Origin of the sequence: Galbibacter marinus (genome assembly GCF_000300875.1) — a bacterium.
In the GTDB taxonomy this organism is placed as follows: domain Bacteria; phylum Bacteroidota; class Bacteroidia; order Flavobacteriales; family Flavobacteriaceae; genus Galbibacter; species Galbibacter marinus.
In genome coordinates this window covers 23,453-44,264 of sequence record NZ_AMSG01000023.1, presented here as the reverse complement: position 1 = coordinate 44,264, position 20,812 = coordinate 23,453, and the positions used below count along the sequence as shown (strand labels likewise).

Genomic DNA, 20,812 nt, shown 5'->3' with positions numbered 1-20,812 from the left:
TCCGATAATTAATATGTCTGTTTTAATCATATTGACTTTGAGTGTCTTAGTATCTTTGTTATTAAGAATCGATATAAATAGCGCAAATATATCTTAATTGACCAAGGTGCTTTATACGCAAAATGGAAAAAGATCTACGCGAAACGGAATTAGTTTTTAAATAGACTGATTCAGACGAAGTAATGCGAAAGAAAAAAACAATTAACTCTTCTTAATTTATTTAGATTTAATAAAAATAACTAATTTTGAATTAGAATTAATGGTGTTGTCTTTTTCGAAAGTACTCAATTAGATATAAGTTTTAATAGATGTTGGAAGTTTTTAAAAGCAATTCCGAACTGACCAAATTTAATTTTGGAGATCATACAGAAAGTATGGATGACTGCACTAGGGAGTTGATTAGTTGCTTTAAAGAGTCAAATTTTTCTGGCCGTTTTACCGAATGGATGTATGAAGACTTTAAAGTAAGCCATAGTGTTATCACCTGTGATAAGGCGATGAAATTAATCAGTGGGTGTGTGGATGCAACAATCGAAATGATCTTTGTACTCCATGGAGATTTGAAAGCTATATTATCTTGCCCAGGGGAAAGGCAATGTTTTAAATATAATACCCATAATCTAATCAATTGTCCTTGTGGGCGTTCTATTATTGAATTTGGTTCGGGTAAAACTCAAATTGTCAGTATTCAATTAACACCAGCGCTTTTTAAGAATTTTATGCCATCCAGCGAGATATTTGAATCTTTTAATACCTTGTTTGAAAAGCAGCAATCTGGTTATTTGTTAGAAAGGAATCTTGCGATCAGTCTCCCTATTCAGATGATTTTAGACGATATTATAAATTGTCCATGGAAGGGTCATTTTAGAAAATTATTTTTATATTCAAAAGCCTTAGAGCTCTTTTTATTACAGTTAAAACAATGTCGTTTTAATGGTGATGGGTGTTCACTTTCTGATGATGATGCCTTGAAAATTCAACAAGCGAAACACTATGTCCTGAATAATTATAACCAACATATTACCATCCCAGGCTTAGCAAAACGAATTGGAACTAATGAATTCACTCTAAAGAAAGGATTTAAAGAGCTCGTCGGAACAACTGTTTTTGGATACATTAATGACATTAAGATGAACAAAGCCAAACAAATGTTAACCAATCAAAACTTAAGTATTTCTCAAGTCTCTGAATATATTGGTTATAAAAACCCTCAGCACTTTTCAACTGCATTTAAAAAGAAGTTCGGTGTAATCCCAAGTAAGTTTAAAGGTAGCTAGTGGTTGAACTATTATTTGTTTAATACAATGCTAATCAGATGTAGTATTGGATTCAATAATAGGTTCTTTAGCCCACAGATTATTGTTTGTCTACCCCCAGTTGGCATTTCAAATTATTATATTTATAAGGCAGAAAATGTATTTATGATCAATACCTTCACTAAATTATTATAGAAAGAACCAAAATACGTCTATAGAAAAACTGTTTTGAAATTCAAAAGCTAACTTTCTAATTGGATCTGGGAGAAACTTTAAGTTTAACTAAACGTTACAATTATAATACTATGGATAACTACAAACTACCTGCCCAAACACATATTGGTCATGTACATCTAAAAGTAGCTGACCTACAAAGGTCGTTGGCTTTTTACCGAGATTTACTGGGTTTTGAATTAACAACAATGTATGGTGATCAGGCGGCATTTATATCCGCTGGTGGTTATCACCATCATATTGGTTTAAATACATGGCATAGTAAAGATTTACCACCCGCAGCGGTAAACAGTGTTGGTTTGTTCCATACCGCTATCGTTTACCCAACACGAAAAGATCTTGCTGTGATTTTTGAACGCTTGCGAAAGGCATATTACCCACTCACGGGAGCTAGCGATCACGGTGTTTCTGAAGCATTATATCTCAATGACCCAGATGGTAACGGTGTAGAATTGTATTGGGATAGACCTAAGGAGCAATGGGAGTACAAGCAGGATGGTAGTGTTGTCATGTATACCAAACCACTTGATCTGGATGGTTTACTAAGAGAACTTGACTCATAGATTTGTTGATCACTATGGAGAAAACACAATCCATACAAGAACAACATACAGCTGCAGCATAAGCAATAGGATTTGATTATCAATTCTACTATTTTATGTTATTAGCTCCTGACTTGTCAGCCTATTCGGCTTACAGTTGAGAAGCTTCTTTATTAATTTTGAATTATCTTTGAGTTCCTTTCCTTGTTATTATAGAGTCTTAGTATCCTTTGAATTAAATGGTTAGCCACACCTTGTTTCTAGCATTATCAGAAAACCTAATATTCTTTGTTCAATTCTTTTTCTATGGTGATTTTTAAATTTACACAGGGTAGAATATAAATGTTAAATTAACTTTTATTCTTGTAATTAATAATTGTATAATATACATTTACAACGAAACTTTATAACAAACTAATAATTATACAATCGATTGTACGGTGTTTTGGCAATCGATTGTAATTACACTAATCAAACTGTAACACTATGAAAACAACAAATTTTATGAGCTCTCGTGCAGGCATTCTATTGGTTTGTCTGACCTTGTTCGGCTTTTCATGTATGTTTGCCAAAGAGGGCGAAGCCTCTTTTCAACAGACGATCACTGGAAGCGTGACTTCCAGTGACGGCGTGCCACTTCCAGGAGTGACGATCCTTGTCCAGGGGACTAGCAATGGAGCAGTCACGGATTTCGAAGGAACGTTCTCTTTAGAGGCTCCTTCTAACGCCATTTTAGAATTCTCTTATATTGGTTTTAAAACGACAACGATTGCGGTCGATGGTCGTTCTACCATTAATGTAACCTTGGAGGAAGACCTCGCTCAACTCGATGAGGTGGTCGTGGTAGGATATGGGACCCAGAAACGTTCTGATGTTACAGGATCCGTTTCCTCAGTTCCCGAAGGACGCTTGGAAAACCTACCTGTTACCAATGTAACTCAGGCCATTCAAGGAACCACTGCAGGACTTAATATTACAGAAGGATCTTCGGTTCCTGGAAGTACAGGAGGTATTCAGATTCGTGGGGTAAACTCCATTAATGCCAATACAAGTCCATTTATTGTTGTCGACGGTACACCATTTTATGGATCTATGAATGACATTAATACCAGGGACATTAAATCAATTGAGATATTAAAAGATGCCTCTGCAGTAGCAATTTACGGTACCCGTGGATCTAATGGGGTTATACTAATTACCACCAAGCGCGGGGTATCTGGAAAACCAAGCATCAATTATTCCGTATATACTGGTTTAGAGAGTATTTCCCATGTGCTAGAGCCTCGTAGCCCTGATGCCTATGTAAGAAAATACCAGGAGTATATGCGCGCAAGAGGCCTAGAACAAACGGGGGTTTTACTAAATCAAGCAGAAATTGATAATTACAATGCAGGGATCACCACAGACTGGATAGATGCCGCCACCCAGGCAGGTAGTATTCAAGAACACAACCTAAGTATTAGAGGAGGAAGTGAAGAAGCTAAGTATTTTGTTTCTGGTAGTTTTTTAGATCAAGATGGCGTTATTAAGGGATATTCTTTTAAAAAGGTGAACCTTCGTACGAATCTTGATGTGAAGGTGACAGATTATTTAAAAGTGGGATTAAATGCCTTCTTTGCCAATAACAATACCGATGGAGGTAGAGCTAATCTATTAAACGCATCGGCTATGAGTCCATACTCTGTTCCTTATGATGAAAACGGAAATTATCTCATCTTTCCTATGTCACCAGAGCAATTATGGGAAAATCCGCTCTTAGGACTTACCACCGATAGAACTCAGCGTGATAATAATCTGTCTGGAACTGTCTTTGCAGAGCTTACTCCTGGATTTGTGGAAGGATTAAAATATCGTATTAATGCTTCCTATACTACTAATCCATATCACTATGCCAACTACAAAGGAAGAGCGGCCAATGACCAAAATGGTACAGCAGATATCCACGATAGTAAAGAAAACAATTGGATTATTGAAAACATCCTGACCTATAGTAAAGATTTTGGAAAGCATCATTTTGACTTAACGGCCCTTTACAGTGCGCAGAAAAATGAGTTTTTTGAATCCACCACCAGAGGAGTTGGATTTATAAATGATGAGCTTTCGTATAACAATATAGAATCCGCTCAGAATATTACAGCCTCTTCTCAAAGTTGGCAATCTACTTTGCTTTCTCAGATGGGACGCCTAAACTATTCCTACGATAGCCGTTACTTACTTACTCTTACCGCACGCCGTGATGGGTATTCCGCCTTTGGAGCTAATACCAGTAAATATGGCGTGTTCCCAAGTGTGGCATTGGGCTGGAATATTCACAATGAGAACTTTTTAGATGGCAGTGATAAGGTTAATCAATTAAAACTCCGCCTATCCTATGGGGAGACAGGAAACCAAGCAGTGGGGGTTGGACAAACCGCTACTACTGCAGGTACCATATTGTATCCTTTTGGAGGTTCTGCTTTAATTGGAACTTATTTGAACGGACTTGGAAATGCCAATCTTAACTGGGAAACCACTACTTCCTTAAACCTTGGACTGGATTTTGGATTTTTAAGAAACAGAATCGCTGGTTCTATCGAGGTGTATAGAAGTAAAACCAGAGACATTCTTTTAGAAAGAAGTATTCCTGTAATTACAGGATCAGAAAGTATATGGGATAATTTAGGGGAGATGCAAAACACTGGTTTTGAACTTACCTTAAATACAAAAAATATCCAGAGTGAAAACTTTACTTGGGAAACTTCAATTAATTTCTCTACCTATACCAATGAGCTTTTAGAAATTTATGGAGATGGTGAGGATGACATCGCCAACCGTTGGTTTATCGGAAAACCACTTCATGCAATTTACGATTATAAAATGGTCGGTATTTGGCAACAGGGAGAGGATAATTCCCAGTGGGATCCTACGACCCAGCCTGGTGATATAAAGTTCGCAGATATTAACGGTGATGGGGTGATTGATCCTGAGAATGACAGAACCTATTTAGGCTCCAGTCTTCCAGATTGGACTGGTGGTATTACCAACACTTTTAGCTATAAGAATCTTAGCATGAGTGTTTTTATACAAACCGTTCAAGGCGTTTTAAAAGGCAATCCAGATATTAATTACGGAGATGAAGCTGGAAGACGAAATACCCCGAGAGAAGTAGGGTATTGGACGCCAGAGAATCAGAGTAACCAGTGGCCTTCTATCGGGTATCGTAACACAAGAGGGTATGGGTACGCCAGGGATGCAAGTTTTGTTAGAATTAAAGATGTACGTCTTAGCTATAGAGTTCCAAGTGACTTTACTCAAAAGTATGGAATCTCTGATTTAATGTTTTATGTAGCGGGAAGGAATCTTTATACCTTCACCGATTGGATTGGATGGGATCCAGAGAGCAATCAGTCCTATAGAGGTTCTGGCTCCTGGACAAATAACTATCCAGTGGTTCGTTCGATTTCACTAGGAATGAATCTATCGCTATAAGTAAAGCTAACCAAAGAATTAAAACATAAAAAGATGAAAAAATATATAAAATTAATGGCACTCGTTGTGGGACTTAGTGGAATGACTATGGTCTCCTGTGATGATAGTTTTCTGGAGGAAGAAATTGATTCTTCCTATACGCCTGAATCCTTAAATGATGAACTTGGTTTTGAATCAGCTCTTATTGGTCTATATCAACAAGTCAGTACATTTTACACCCAAAGTAGCGATCAAGGTTGGCTAGGGGTTTGGCAAGTGGGGACGGATATTGTTTGGCCAACACAGCCTCAGGGTATTGAAGTTCCGTATTATGAGTACGATCTGCTTACCCCGGATGACAATGCTGCTTTTCAAACTTGGCGAAGGGCGTACAATATTATTGAAAATGCTAACAGCATTATCTATAGTGCTGAGAACCCAACCGGAGGAGCACTGAATATGAGTGAAAACCAGTTACGAACCGTTAGTGCGGAGGCGCGATTTTTTAGAGCGCGGTCTTATAACTTACTAGCTACGCTTTACGGTGGGGTTCCACTGGTAACGGAACCTATCTCAGCGCCTAAATTAGACTACACCAGAGCGCCACTTTCCCAGGTGAATGCACTGATTGAAGAGGATCTTATGTATGCTACCCAAAATCTCCCTGCCATTGATAATGCCCCGGCAGAGGGCAGAGTAAATCGCTATGCTGCCAATCAATTGTTTGCTGAATTCTACCTTCGTATTGGAGAGCCACAAAAAGCGGAAGCCCAGGCTGACCTAATTATCGATAGCGGGAAGTTCCAGTTGGTTGAAGAGCGTTATGGCATCAAAGCAGACCAACCAGGAGATCCTTTTTCCGATATGTTCTATAAAGGGAACCAACGTAGATCTCAAGGGAATACCGAAGCTATCTGGGTATTGGAGAATGAAAACCCCAGCGATGTTCGTGGAGGAAGCTCTGGTGATCCACAACAAAGACGGGTGTGGGGTGCTGGTTATCACAATAGAAATGGAATGCTTCCCGCGGATTCGCTGGGAGGACGTGGAATTGCTAGAATTCGACTTAATAACTGGGTGCTTTATGATCTGTATCAGGAAGATGATATGAGAAACTCCAAATACAATATCAAAAGACGATTTACTTATAACAATCCAGACTTTGCACAGTACGGAGAACCAGTACCATATTCGGGTCCTGATACCTTGTTTATCATTAATCCGTATACGCTAAAATGGGGACATTTTGATCCAAGAGATACCTTTGGTTACGGAATGTGGAAGGATTTTATCTTAATGCGTTTAGGGGAGACCTATTTATTAAAAGCAGAAGCGCAGCTATTACAAGGAAATACCTCGGGGGCTGCCGTATCTATCAATGCACTTCGAAAAAGAGCAAATGCTCCCCAGGTTACAGGTGCTGATATCGATATGGAATTTATCTTAGATGAGCGAGTACGTGAGCTTTTAGCAGAAGAAAATAGACGAATGACCCTAATGCGGACTGGTACATTAGTGGAGAGAGCCAAAGAACATAACAGCGATGCTCCTGCGGGTATGCAAATCCAAGGATTAACCGATACCCATTTATTATTTCCTATACCTTTACGGGAGATACAATTAAATAAGGAGAATAAACTTGAGCAGAATCCTGGCTATTAGGCTCTGCGATAAGTAAAACAAAAAGTATGAAGAAATTAGTTGATCTAAAGGCAGTAAGAGTGTCTGCAGGGGCTTATTTACCCCTGCTGCTTATTGCTGTCCTTAACCTAAGTATTGGTTGGTCCCAAGAAAAAAGCCAGAGGTTTAGTGATAGGGATTATTACATTCAGATGTTAGTAAAAATAGCTGATCCGGTGCTTAGCAATTTAGCTCAAGATAAATTAAAGGCAACTATGCCTGTTGAGAAAGCCATAAATCCTTATGGGGGTAGAGAAGAGGTGACTCACTTAGAGGCCTTTGGTAGAACCCTTGCTGGAATAGCTCCTTGGCTGGAACTTGGTGCTGATGATTCCAAAGAAGGTAAGCTTAGAGAAAAATATATTGAGTTGGCTTTAAAGGGGATTGATAATGCAACCAATCCATCGGCCAAGGATTATATGAATTTTACCGATGGTGGTCAACCCTTAGTGGATGCTGCCTTTTTAGCAGAAGCACTTATACGGGCTCCTACGCAGCTTTGGGATCGGTTGTCAGAAGCCACCCAGCAAAATGTACTAAAGGCTTTTAAAAGCACTAGAAGCATATCACCTCCTTATATGAATTGGCTACTTTTTAGTGGGATGATCGAAGCAGCTTTATTAAAGTTTGAAGGCAAGGCTGATATGATGCGATTAGAGTATGCCCTGTTTAAACATGATGAGTGGTATTTAGGAGATGGTACTTATGGAGATGGTCCTGATTTTCATTGGGATTATTACAACAGTTTTGTAATTCAGCCAATGATCCTAGATATTTTGGCAGTGTTGGCTGATAAGAAAGACCAGCTTAAGTACTGGAGGTACAAGGGTAAATTTATCGATCGTGCGCATGTGTTCTTGGATAGGGCAAAACGTTATGCTGAGGTTCAGGAGCGCTTGATCGCTTCTGATGGTAGTTTCCCTCCTCTTGGACGATCACTTGCCTATAGAGCTGGTGCATTTCAGTTGTTATCTCAAGTGGCACTATTTCAACAATTACCCTCTGGGGTAGAACCTTCACAGGTGCGCGCTGCTTTAAAAGCGGTTATTAAAAAACAAATGGAGGCTCCAGGCACCTTTGATAAAGATGGCTGGCTAACTATTGGTTTTTATGGGGCTCAAAAAGAGATCGCCGAACCCTATATCTCAACTGGTAGCTTATACCTAGTTTCAACGGCCTTTTTAGTGCTAGGTTTGGAAAAACAAACACCATTTTGGGCTGCTCCAGCTAAGGATTGGACACAGAAAAAAATGTGGAGCGGGAAACAGGCTCCAATTGATAAGGCCTTTTACCCATCTAAACCAAAGCAAAAGTCGTGGGATACCCTTATAGCACCCTCCTCTTTTTACAGCAGTAAGAATTTTAAAAAGCATTGGGATAATTATTATCCTTGGGGTAGGGATCATAATGGATCTGCTCGCATGTACTCATCTAATATTATTTTAAAAGACAGCGTACTTGAATTAAAAGCGCAACTTTTGTCCAAAGATGTTGGCAAAAGTAGTTTGGTTCCGCACTTGCCTATTGCCTATAGCTCTGGAGCTGTTCATGCCAAAACACCCATTACCCTAACCGAAGAATTCCCGATCTATGAGATCTCAGGCGAATTCAAAGCACCCATAAAACCAGGTACTTGGCCAGCATTTTGGATGACAGGAGTGGAGGGCTGGCCGCCAGAGACAGATATTTTGGAATTTAAAGGAGATGCCTATAACTGGCAGAATACCTTTATTACTCCAGAAAATGTCACGACCATTAAAAAAGAAATCACGGACGCTCCTACAGCGTGGCATCAGTATAAGATTCGTATGCAGTGGTTAGACCAGACCCATACTTCAATCACTTATTATATAGATAATGTGCAACAGGGAGTACATTATACCAACTTTTCCAACAAACCCATGTGGCTTATTATAAACCTTCAAATGGAAGGATCTGCAGGAAAGGCTGATGGTCTTAAAGAGAGTTCGTATTTTGCTAAGAATATTTGTGTAAAAAGAATTACTAATGAATAAGGGTTTACTTGGGATTTTAAGTTGTTTGTTTTTTTGTATCTCCTGCACTGGTTTAAAGGTAGATCAAACTGCGGTGGGTCTTGGATGGAGTCAAAACTCAGTAAATACCGTAATTTTTAGAAACCAAGCCCTATGTAGTTTTAAAGATCATCAGTTTACAGCCTTTTACAATGCCCATGGTCAGATGGTACTCGGGAAGCGCAAATTAGGAGAATCTAAGTGGGAGCTTTCCCTTACGCCTTATAGTGGAAATGTCAAAGATGCTCATAATTCCATCAGTATGGCTGTGGATGCAAAGGGCTACCTTCATCTTAGCTGGGATATGCATGATACAGCTTTGCGATATGCTAAAAGTAAACATCCTTTAAGTCTTCAGCTCACTAAGGAGCTTTCTATGACAGGCATTCAAGAAAACAAGGTAACCTATCCTGAGTTTCAAAGCCTTGAAGATGGATCCTTATTGTTTTTATACCGCTCTGGTGCTTCGGGTAGGGGGAATCTGGTAGTAAATCGTTATGATCCAAATACTGAGCAGTGGAAGCAACTACACCATAATCTTATCGATGGTCAGGGCATTCGTTCGGCATATTGGCAAACCCATGTGGATAAGCACGGTATTCATTTATCTTGGACTTGGAGAGAATCCTGGGATGTGACTACCAATCACGATATCGCTTATATGGTCTCTAAGGATGGTGGATACCTATGGCAGGATATTAATGGAAAGGTATTAAGGCTACCTGTTAAAAAAGACACAGCCCCTTATGCTTGGCGGATCCCGGAAAACAGTAATTTAATGAATCAGACATCCATGACTACTGATTCTAATGGAAATCCATTTATTGCTAGTTATTGGAGAGAAAACGACCTAACGCAGTATAAGGTGGTATATCATAAAGATCATCGGTGGCAATTATTGGACACCGATTTTAGGGATGAAGATTTTGAACTTGGAGGAGGTGGTACCAAAAGTATTCCCATATCAAGACCAGAAATTCTAGTGGATAGTGATCAGTTATTTTTGCTTTTTCGTGATCGCCAACGAGGAAGTAAAATAACCTTGGCTAGCTATGGTTTAAATAAAAAGAAATGGCGTCTACAGGATCTTACCAAAACCTCCGTTGGGGAGTGGGAACCAAATTTTGATAAGGACCTATGGAGGCGCGCTAAAAAATTACATATTTTTTCTCAAAACGTATCACAAATTGATGGCGAGGGGTTAGATACCACTATGCCTGCGCAAGAAATTGTGGTACTTGAAGTAGATGTATCAAACTAAATAATTATAATCGACAATGAAAAACTTTTATCCAACGCTACTGTTAATTTTTTTAATGGTGTTTTTTATAGGATGCCAAAACCAGCAGTCCGCTTTAGATCAGAAAATTGATCAAGTATTAGATACCGCAGTGTACCAGTATAACTATATGGCAAATCGACTTCCAGATGATCGTTTTCCTAAAACATACCATAAGGCTAACGATGAGCTTGAGACCAGTGATTCGGGATGGTGGTGTAGTGGCTTTTACGCAGGTACCATGCTTTATTTAGACCAAGTATTTGAAAGTGAGATGTTTTGGCCAGAGATCGAAAACTCGTTAAAGCAGTTGGAAAAAGAACAGTTTAATACCTCTACCCATGATCTAGGATTTATGATGTTTTGTAGTTACGGTCACGCTAATCGCTTAAAGCCGAATCCAGCCTATGAGCGTATTTTACTCAACAGTGCTACATCACTGGCGTCACGATATAACCAAAATGCACAAGCAATACGCTCATGGGATAGTGCGCCCTGGAATAAAGGTGGAGAAGATGACCTAGTGGTTATCATTGATAATATGATGAATTTGGAGTTGTTGTTTTGGGCCTCAGAACACAGTGGTGATTCCCGTTTTTCTGAGATCGCTATAAATCATGCCAATACCACAATGGAGCATCACTACAGAGATGATTATAGTTCGTATCACCAAGTGACCTATGATGAGAACACAGGCCAGGTGAAGCTACAAATTACCAACCAAGGCTATGCCGATGAGTCATCTTGGGCACGCGGGCAAGCATGGGGTTTGTACGGTTATGTGGTTATGTACAGGCAAACCAAGGATCAGAAATACTTGGATTTTGCCAAGGGTATAGCAGACTTTATTTTAAACCACCCGAACCTTCCTAATGACAAAGTTCCTTACTGGGATTTTAATGCTCCTGATATTCCAGATGCCCTACGGGATTCTTCTGCTGGTGCTATAATTGCCTCAGCACTGTTGGAGCTCTCCACCTATACTGATGGGGATTATTTCAATCAAGCAGAGGCTATGCTTGAAACTCTTTTATCACCTGTTTATATCGCAGAGAAGGGAACAAACGGAGGGTTTATTTTAAAGCATGGAGTTGGAAATATGCCTAATAAAACAGAAATTGATACCCCACTGAGTTATGGGGATTATTACCTGGTGGAGGCCATGGTTCGCTATATAGATTTGAATTCAAATAAATAAATCTAATTACCAATGAGAATAACTGACGACTTACCTTATTGTAAGACGAATTACTTTTGTAAACTTTTAGTAGCCTTATTACTTTTTTGTCTTGCCTTACCTTTAAAATCCTTTGGCATATATGATCCTGGCAAAGCATATCTTTTTGCCTATACACTTGATGGAAGTAAGGATCGACATGGGTTGTATATAGCCTGGAGTACGGATAAACTAAACTGGCATGCCATAGGGCCACAGCACACTTTTGTATATAGTGATTATGGAACTTGGGGGGCAGAAAAGCGGATGAATAATCCTTTTTTATATCACCATACAGATGGCACTTGGCATGCGGTATGGGGGGTGAATGATCACGATGCAACCTTTGCGTATGCTTCTTCCAAAGATTTGATTCATTGGAAACCGCAATCCTATCCTCCAATTAATACCGATGGTCCAATTCTAATGCCACAAATTAATAGGCAAGGAGGAGAGTTTATAGTTAGTTGGAAAAATGCTAGAGGAGAAAAGGCTGAAAGTTTCGCTGTAAAGACCTCGGATTTTTCTTCTTATTCATCCGTGATACCTATAGCCACAACTGATACTAGGGTCACCGTTGAGATCGATGGTACCCCTGAAAATGGAACCATCCATGAGGTTTCCTGGGATGTAATCGAAAAGTTAATTAATAGCAGAGATTTAGCGGCTTATAGATCATCATTGTACCGCGAGACTACTGACCAAGATCCTCAGCGCTTTGCGAATCTTGAGACTCTTACGGCTAAAGTGAAGGTTTTAGCTGAGCGAAAAAAACAAATTAGCGATCAGCTTATCGGTGTTTTTTATGAGGATATCAATTATGCCGCAGACGGTGGGATCTATGGGGAACTTATACAAAACCGTGATTTTGAATACCATCCTTTAGAGAGGAAGAACAATGATCCTAATTGGAATGCTTTAACGGCTTGGGAGGTTCTAACTGATCACAAAATCGATAGTACTCAGCCTATTCATAAAAACAACAAGCATTATTTGGTCCTTCAGCCAAAGAACTCGGGCGCCCTAGTGCGTAATCTTGGTTATGATGGTATATCAGTGAAAGGTGGAGAGAAATATGACCTTTCATTATTTGTAAAGGAAATAGAAGGAGATAATGTATTGCAGATTAGCCTAAAGGATCGTCAGGGAACCTCCTATGGTACTACCCAAATTAGGGTTAAGGGAACGTTTTGGAAAAAGCATAAAGCGGTAATAAAAACTAAATCAGCTGGAGATGAGCTATTTTTAGAGATCCAACTTCAGAAACCTTCTTCTATTGCTTTGGATATGATTTCTTTATTTCCTAGAAATACGTTTAACAATAGAACCAATGGTTTAAGGCAAGATTTGGCTCAGGTTATAGCGGATATTAATCCAAAGTTTGTACGATTCCCTGGGGGCTGCGTCGCTCATGGGGATGGACTTGAGAATATATATAATTGGAAGCACACCGTTGGGCCACTAGAGGCTCGTATTCCACAGCGTAATATATGGGGTTATCACCAATCGGTAGGTCTGGGTTATTTTGAATACTTTCAGTTTTGTGAAGATATCGACGCCACGCCTATTCCAATTATCGCCGCTGGGGTTCCTTGCCAAAATTCTTCTACTGGCGGAGCTGGGCAACAGTGTGGACTACCTATGGAAGAAATGGATGCCTATATTCAAGATATTTTAGACTTGATCGAGTGGGCCAATGGTCCAGCAGATTCAAAGTGGGGGAGTGTTAGAGCAAAAGCAGGTCATCCAAAACCTTTTAATTTAAAGTATATCGGTATTGGGAATGAGGATTTGATTTCGGATGTTTTCATAGAACGCTTTACCATGATTTACAACGCGATTCAAAAAGCGCATCCAGAAATTACGGTAATCGGTACCGTAGGGCCTTTTTCCAGTGGGTCGGATTATGAGGAAGGATGGCGATTGGCGGATGAGTTAGATATTCCAATGGTAGATGAACATTATTATCAGCCTCCTGGATGGTTTATCCATAATCAGGACTTTTACGACACTTATGATCGTAGTAAATCCAAGGTTTATCTCGGAGAATATGCAGCCCACCTTCCTGGGCGTCCGAACAATATTGAAACCGCTCTAAGTGAGGCCCTATACCTTACCAGCATTGAGCGTAATGGAGATATCGTTGAGATGAGTTCTTATGCTCCTTTACTGGCTAAAGAAGGGAGTACTCAGTGGAATCCAGATTTGATTTATTTCGATAATAGTCAAGTGCATTTAACACCTGGGTATTATGTCCAAAAGCTTTTCGGAAATCATGGTGGAACACTTTATTTTGATCACCAATTAAAGTTGTCTAATAACAGTGGGGATGTGAAAAAAAGAGTTGCTGTCTCTAGTGTTCTGGATGAGTCTTCTAACGAGCTTATTATTAAGTTGGTTAATCTTCTTCCTGTAGCTGTAGAAACCCAGCTAGACTTAGATGAATTTAACCTAGCTCCCCGGAGCGCATCTATGCACACTCTTAGTGGTCATCCAGATGATGAGTCGGCTACACCCCAGAAGAGTGAAGTTGATTTAGATAATTCGAAATCTTTTAACCTTAAACCGTATTCACTACAGGTGATTCGTATTAAATTGTTATAATTATTATGAGAAAGTTATGTTTGTTATTGGTGGCAACTGCACTGAGCTTTAATAGCCTTGTATGGGCACAATCCTATAAGGTGGGGCCCGAGGAAAAGGATTTTAACGCCTACTTATTTGCTTATTTTAAGGGCAATGAGGTAGAGAATGAGGCCCTTTGTTACGCCATAAGTTTGGATGGTTATAATTTTAGAACCTTGAATAAAAACATGCCTGTTTTGGATTCAAAGAAAATTAGTTCCACAGGTGGTGTACGCGATCCTCATATTTTAAGAGCTCAGGATGGTAAGACTTTTTATATGGTAATGACCGATATGACCTCTTCCAAAGGATGGGATTCAAATCGTGCCATGGTGCTTTTAAAGTCTACGGATCTGGTGAACTGGAGCTCATCGGTAGTTAACATCCAAAAGAAGTATAGTGGACAGGAGGATTTAAAAAGAGTATGGGCACCACAATCCATTTATGATGCCCAGGTGGATAAGTATATGATATATTGGTCAATGAAACACGGTGATGGGGTGGATATTATTTATTACGCCTATGCCAATGAGGATTTTACCGATATTGTTGGAGAGCCTAAGCCACTGTTTCTACCTGAAAATGGAAAGTCTTGTATTGATGGGGATATTGTAGAGAAGAATGGTTTGTATCATTTGTTTTATAAAACCGAAGGTCATGGTAATGGTATTAAACGTGCAATAACTAGTTCGTTGACCTCAGGTAAATGGGTTGAACAACAAGGGTATAAGCAGCAGACTTCTGAAGCTGTTGAGGGTTCGTGTATTTTTAAATTAAATCACAGTGATACCTATGTGTTGTTATACGATGTTTATATGGATGGTAGCTATCAGTTTTGCCATAGTAAGGACCTCGATGTTTTTGAAAATATAGATGCTGAAATCTCTATGGATTTTCATCCTAGGCATGGAACCGTGATACCTATTACTAGATGGGAATTAAAGAATCTAACCGATAAATGGGGTGTTCCTGAAGGTTTTCAAATGCCTACGGCTTCCAACCCTATCATTCCTGGATTTTATGCAGACCCAGAAATTCTATATGCTGAGAAGGATCAAAAGTATTATTTGTACCCAACAAGTGATGGGTTTGATGGCTGGGGAGGTTATTATTTTAAAACGTTTTCTTCTACGGATCTTGTAGATTGGAAGGAGGAAGAGGTTATTCTTGATTTGAAAAAGGATGTTTCTTGGGCTAATGGTAATTCCTGGGCGCCTGCGATTATTGAAAAGAAGAAAGGTCGTAATTCTTATAAATACTACTATTACTATAGCGGTGGAATGGATGGGGGTACAAAGAAAATAGGAGTTGCCGTGGCGGATGATCCAAAAGGGCCTTTTGTGGACTCTGGAAAACCTTTGATAGACTTTAAACCTAAGGGCATTAACAGCGGTCAAGAAATCGATCCAGACGTATTTACAGATCCTAAATCGGGTAAGAGTTATCTGTATTGGGGGAATGGTTATTTAGCGGCTGCGGAGCTTCAAAAAGATATGGTGTCTTTAAAGAAAAACACTTTGAAGGTAATGACCCCTGATGCTACCTTTAGGGAAGGTATTTATGTATTTTATCGTGATGGATTGTATTATTTTCTTTGGGCAGAGGATGATACACGTAGCCCTAATTACAAGGTGCGATATGGTTATTCTAAATCACCTATGGGGGAGATGACCATCCCTGAGGATAACATTGTAATTATGAGGGAGGATTCTAAAGAGATTTACGGTGCTGGTCATAATTCGGTGCTTCAAAAACCAGGAAGCGATCAGTGGTATATTGTTTACCATCGTATGTTTAAGCCTGGTGGTGTTGATATGGCAAATGGAGCAGGAGGGTATCACAGGGAGGTGTGTATGGATGAAATGGAGTTTAATGCAGATGGAACAATTAAGCGGGTTATTCCTTCCAATTAATGGTAATTTGTAATGGCTATGATAAGATTTTCTTATTTTTAATTCTTGTAGCACCTATATACTAACTCAGTTGTAATGAAGTCAAAGAATCACATAACCATTTATGATATTTCAAGGAAGCTTAAAATAAGTCCTTCCACAGTATCAAGAGCCTTGAACGATAACCCTCGGGTGAACGCTGAAACCAAGAAGCTTATAGTGGAGACCGCGAAGCAGATGAACTATAAGCAGAATAAGCTGGCCTTGGCCTTGAAATCTGGTCATAGTATGGTGGTGGGTGTTGTTGTTCCTTTTATCAATAGAAGTTTTTTTTCTACCGTAATCCGAGGGATTGAGGAGGAATTAAAACCCCTGGGGTATCATGTAATTATTTGTCAAACAGGTCAGGATGCTGCAGCGGAGCAGGAAAATATTCATGCTTTGTTGGATTCTCAAGTCGATGGGGTTTTTCTCTCTACCAGCATTGGCAGGGAAGAAGGTAGAGCTCATTTAAATCATGTATTGGAGCATGATATGCCACTTGTTTTTGTGGATAGATGTGTGGATGTCATTGATGCTAGCTCGGTGGTTATCGATGATTTTAAAGGAGCGTATGATGCTACTTCTCACCTGATTGATCAAGGGTGTAAAAACATTGTTCATTTTGCTGGGGATAGAAAGTTTGATATTTATGAGAATAGGTTCTTGGGTTATAGTGCGGCCCTAAAAGATCATGGTATCAATCTTGATTTTGAAAAATATGTGATTCATACCGATAGTGTCATTGAAAATGGTCGGGGTGCTATTGAGAATTTGATAGAGGAAGGAATTGCTTTTGATGCTATTTTTTCTGCAAGTGATTTTGCGGCTATTGGTGCTTATTTGGAATTAGAAGAAAAGGGTATAAGGATTCCAGAGCAAGTTGCTCTGGTGGGTTTTGGTAATGAACCTTTTATTAAATACACTAGACCTTCGATTAGTTCTGTAGATCAATCTCCTTTAGAAATGGGACGTAGAGCAGCTCAGTTATTCCTAAATGGTATAAAACAAAGTGATCAGCAGCCATTTTCTGATAAGATCGTTCTGCCTCCAGTTTTACATATTCGGAATTCTTCTAAAAAGAAATAATCTTTTAAGGACTCAAATATCTCGTGCGGCTACGTTCTGATTTAAAATCTTTTACGGGTCAGTTCTGTAACAAGGCTTAATTATCCAGGTTAATAGTGTTTTTGCATCTTGGGTAGTTGGTGCAACCTAAGAAAATTCGAAATCTACCTTTTCTTTTAGTCATGTAACCACTTTTACAATCTGGGCAGATGTATTGATTATTTAAGATCTCAATATTATTATAAGTTTTGATTGCAAAAGGGATAATGGGAGCGGCCTAAGAATTGCTTACCACTTACGCTATTTTTTCTTATTATTACCTTTCCAGTTTTACAGTAAAGGCAGTTCGTTGTTTTTTGCTGGCCTTCTTTTGTGGTAAACAAGTAACCATAATCACGGAGTAACTCTTTAACAAATAAAGAGGCTTCAGATGGAATGAGCAATATAGCTTCATTTTTTGTTCGAATTAAAGCTACATAAAACAATCTCCTTTCTTCGGCAAATCTATACTCTTCATCTTCACTTAATAATAAAGATAAGATGGGGTCATCGGTCACTTTGTTTGGAAAGCCTAATAATTCATTACTTAGGTTCAAAATAATTACATTATCAGCCTCTGTGCCATTTGACTTGTGTACGGTAAGAAACTTAATTGAGATTTCCTCATAATTTGTGATAAGTATTTGGCCTGTACGCTCATTATATTTTATTCTACCGATAGTTTAATAAGCTCACTGATGTCAAAATTATGCCTACCAAGTACCAAAATGGATTTCTTCCCATATTTATCAACAAGATATTTAATTTGGTTTATAAAAGTATTTTCAAGCTCGTTTTTTTTATAATTCACGAATTTAATCGGGTTGAGTAAGTATAATAACTAAAATGAAAATAAAACACATATGAAAACTAAAAAAGCACTTCAAAAAAACTTAATTATTCTAATAAATTAAAATCAATTTGATAGGCTTAAATTAAAAAAAACTAAATTCCTATTTGCTTCAATTTACTCTCATAAATCTGAATATACCTTTCTTTATATACATCAGTTAAAAAACTGCTTTCAATCAAACTGTGAACTTTGTTCAGTTGTTTGGAAAAACCCTTATAGATGTTATCTCGAACAATCTCCGAAAGTTCTAAGCTACTGGCAAATTGGTCAAAATCGGAGCGTTTTATCTTTCGTTTTCCTCCACCTAAAGTCAAAGCTAAATCCTCTTTATCGTCTGGGTAAATGAGGTTTACATTCAACAAATCATAAGTTGGTGAAAACAAAACACCTTTATCGGTATGCATCAACGAAAAGTTTTTCAGGTGCATATCGTTATTGCCTGTTTGGATAAGTTGACTCGTGAAATTTTCACGAAATATATTGTTAATTAATAAAAGATCCTTAAATTGCGTGAAATTTTCACGAGTATGCTGGTAAGATTTGTTTTAGAGAATATGTTTTCATTCGGTAAACGTAAGGAATTTACTACTATTCCAAATAGTAGACTAAAAACATTGAACTTTCATATATATAGTAGAGAGGGATTTGAAGTGCTTAAGTTATCTTCTATTTATGGTGCAAATGGTTCTGGAAAGTCGAACTTAATTAAATCATTAGATTATTTAAAAAGACTTGTTACCCATGAGGATATTCCATTTGCATATAGAAACAATAGCTTCAAATTTACAGATGATAAAAAGCAAGTTTTAGTAATTGAGTTTATTCAAAATGGAAGTGGTTTTTTGTATGGGCTGGAAATAGAAGATGGTAAGATAGTTACCGAAGAACTGTATATTTCAGGTCTTGGAAAAAAAGATGATTTACTTCTATTTGAACGTAAGATGGAAAATAAGAAAACTCAAATAAAATTCTCTTCCGATTTTGAAAAAGATGAAAAAAGCAAGGTAATAAAGGAAGTCTTAATCGAAGAATTTGTTAGGGTAGACAAACCAATATTAAAATTATTGGCTAACCGAGAAAATGAGAACCTAAGAGAAATTAAAAATGCTTTTGCTTGGTTTGAAGAAACTTTACAAATAATTACACCAGATTCTAAACCAGTCGCATTAGCTCATAGGATTGATAAAGACAATTCGTTTAAGGAGTTTGCGGAAGATTTAATGCGTACCTTTAACATAGGTATAAAGTCTCTATATACTGAAAAAACTAATATTCATGATTTTTTCGGGCAGGATAATTCTAATGAAATTGAGGACTTAATAACAAGATTAGAGAAATCCAAGAATAAAATAATTGGTTTACGAACAAGGCGAGGAGAAGAGATTATTGTTGCAAAAGAAGGCGATGATTACATTGTGAAAACATTGGAGTTAGAACACGTGGCAAATAACCTTACTAAGACTTTTTCGTTAGAAGAAGAGTCGGACGGAACAGTTAGGTTATTAGATTTTGTTCCTGCGTTTAAAAATATTTTGTTCGATGACAAAGTTATTTTTGTAGATGAAATAGAAAGAAGTATCCATCCTTTATTAATAAAAGAACTGATTCGTAAGTTTTCCGAACAAGAAGAAACTAAAGGGCAGTTAATATTCACTACACATGAGTCAAATTTACTAGATCAAAGTATCTTTAGACAAGATGAGATATGGTTCTCTGAAAAGGATTTTGAAGGAGCTACAGATATTTATTCTTTAAGTGATTTTAAAGAACATAAAACAATAGATATCCGTAAAGGATATCTAAATGGAAGATATGGTTCAATTCCGTTTTTAAGTAACTTGAAAGATCTAAATTGGGTGGATTATGATATTAACCAATAGGCTTTTTGAACGTACTCCACCTAGCAGGGATGCAAAGTCAATTTATATTTTTTGTGAGGGTCGCCGTCGAGAATATGATTACTTCAAGTATTTTAAAGAGAAGGATTCAAGAATTAATATAGAAGTTCATCAAATCACTCCTGAAGACAATAATTCTCCAGAAGGTTTATTTGAAATAGCAATTAACTCTACATGTCCGACAGGAAAAAACGGAAATAAACCTAAGTATAATATAATTGAGGGAGATGAAGTATGGATTGTGATTGATACAGATCCAGATAAAGATAACAGTAGAGTTGAACAGATTGTTGAAATTAAATCTGAATGTAGTAAAAAGCAAAATTGGTTTGTAGCTGAAAGTAATCCTTGTTTTGAAGTTTGGCTTTATTTTCATCAAAATAGTGAATTGCCTGATGGCATCCCAGATACTTGTAATAATTGGAAAACTTTAGTAAATCAGATTATTAGTGGAGGATTTGACTCGAGAAGACATCCGATTTTCATTGAAGAGGCCACCCATAATGCTAAAACAGCTCACGAAAAGAATAAGAATATATTAGATTCGGGGTATACTGAAGTATATCATCTCGGAACTAGTATAATGACCATTTTAGCTGAAAAAATCAGGTTAATTAAGAGCAAAATATAGGAGTTCTTTCAGGGAGATTTATTGCCTTAAATCTTTTTTGGTAGTTATCTCAAAACTACATTGGTTTCTAAATTGACCAA

15 protein-coding genes are annotated in these 20,812 nt (G+C 38.0%); 12 read left to right on the top strand and 3 right to left on the bottom strand.

What is annotated here, in order from left to right:
* The first annotated feature begins 308 nt into the window (after positions 1–308).
* From I215_RS12880 to I215_RS12835, 10 genes are all read left to right on the top strand, one after another.
* The gene (locus I215_RS12880; RefSeq protein WP_008992417.1) at positions 309–1,277 is read left to right on the top strand and encodes a helix-turn-helix transcriptional regulator; all 969 of its coding nucleotides are present in this window, start codon (positions 309–311) and stop codon (positions 1,275–1,277) included.
* A 284-nt stretch (positions 1,278–1,561) separates the two neighbouring features.
* Entirely contained in the window at positions 1,562–2,053 is a 492-nt protein-coding gene (locus I215_RS12875) for a VOC family protein (protein ID WP_040460424.1), read from the top strand.
* A 465-nt stretch (positions 2,054–2,518) separates the two neighbouring features.
* The gene (locus I215_RS12870) at positions 2,519–5,500 is read left to right on the top strand and encodes a SusC/RagA family TonB-linked outer membrane protein (RefSeq protein ID WP_156800278.1); all 2,982 of its coding nucleotides are present in this window, start codon (positions 2,519–2,521) and stop codon (positions 5,498–5,500) included.
* Positions 5,501–5,533: 33 nt separating this feature from the next.
* Positions 5,534–7,141: a RagB/SusD family nutrient uptake outer membrane protein gene (locus I215_RS12865; RefSeq protein ID WP_008992414.1), complete on the top strand. Its 1,608-nt coding sequence runs from the start codon at positions 5,534–5,536 to the stop codon at positions 7,139–7,141.
* Positions 7,142–7,167: 26 nt separating this feature from the next.
* Entirely contained in the window at positions 7,168–9,174 is a 2,007-nt protein-coding gene (locus I215_RS12860) for a DUF2264 domain-containing protein (RefSeq protein ID WP_008992413.1), read from the top strand.
* Positions 9,167–10,453 carry a BNR repeat-containing protein gene (locus tag I215_RS12855; RefSeq protein ID WP_008992412.1) on the top strand — a complete coding sequence of 429 codons (1,287 nt, stop codon included), beginning with the start codon at positions 9,167–9,169 and terminating at the stop codon, positions 10,451–10,453. The genes I215_RS12860 and I215_RS12855 overlap by 8 nt, the downstream gene beginning before the upstream one ends.
* A 16-nt stretch (positions 10,454–10,469) precedes the next feature.
* Positions 10,470–11,669 carry a glycoside hydrolase family protein gene (locus I215_RS12850; protein WP_008992411.1) on the top strand — a complete coding sequence of 400 codons (1,200 nt, stop codon included), beginning with the start codon at positions 10,470–10,472 and terminating at the stop codon, positions 11,667–11,669.
* A gap of 12 nt (positions 11,670–11,681) precedes the next feature.
* A complete protein-coding gene (locus tag I215_RS12845; protein ID WP_008992410.1) occupies positions 11,682–14,291 on the top strand; it encodes an alpha-L-arabinofuranosidase C-terminal domain-containing protein in 2,610 nt (869 codons plus the stop codon).
* A gap of 5 nt (positions 14,292–14,296) precedes the next feature.
* Complete coding sequence (locus I215_RS12840) at positions 14,297–16,225, top strand: family 43 glycosylhydrolase (RefSeq protein ID WP_008992409.1); 1,929 nt, start codon at positions 14,297–14,299, stop codon at positions 16,223–16,225.
* A 75-nt stretch (positions 16,226–16,300) separates the two neighbouring features.
* Positions 16,301–17,332, top strand: coding sequence for a LacI family DNA-binding transcriptional regulator (locus I215_RS12835; protein WP_008992408.1), 1,032 nt, complete (start codon positions 16,301–16,303; stop codon positions 17,330–17,332).
* 76 nt (positions 17,333–17,408) lie between these two features.
* Here the strand turns inward: I215_RS12835 and I215_RS16680 are convergent, their stop codons facing one another.
* The 3 genes from I215_RS16680 to I215_RS12825 form a co-directional block, all read right to left on the bottom strand.
* Positions 17,409–17,522 (bottom strand): topoisomerase DNA-binding C4 zinc finger domain-containing protein, encoded by a 114-nt coding sequence (locus I215_RS16680; protein WP_394330799.1) that lies wholly within the window; start codon positions 17,520–17,522, stop codon positions 17,409–17,411.
* Positions 17,523–17,550: 28 nt separating this feature from the next.
* Positions 17,551–17,964, bottom strand: a complete 414-nt coding sequence (locus I215_RS12830) for a 3'-5' exonuclease (protein ID WP_262486297.1) — start codon at positions 17,962–17,964, stop codon at positions 17,551–17,553.
* Between the two features lie 331 nt (positions 17,965–18,295).
* On the bottom strand, positions 18,296–18,652 hold the full coding sequence (locus I215_RS12825) for a HipA domain-containing protein (RefSeq protein ID WP_262486296.1): 357 nt from the start codon (positions 18,650–18,652) through the stop codon (positions 18,296–18,298).
* Between the two features lie 57 nt (positions 18,653–18,709).
* Here I215_RS12825 and I215_RS12820 point away from each other — a divergent pair, with 57 nt between their 5' ends.
* Together I215_RS12820 and I215_RS12815 are read left to right on the top strand one after the other, a co-directional pair.
* Positions 18,710–20,083 carry an AAA family ATPase gene (locus I215_RS12820; RefSeq protein ID WP_162131564.1) on the top strand — a complete coding sequence of 458 codons (1,374 nt, stop codon included), beginning with the start codon at positions 18,710–18,712 and terminating at the stop codon, positions 20,081–20,083.
* Entirely contained in the window at positions 20,067–20,732 is a 666-nt protein-coding gene (locus tag I215_RS12815) for an RloB family protein (RefSeq protein ID WP_008992404.1), read from the top strand. Before I215_RS12820 ends, I215_RS12815 begins: the two co-directional genes overlap by 17 nt.
* Positions 20,733–20,812 lie beyond the last annotated feature (80 nt).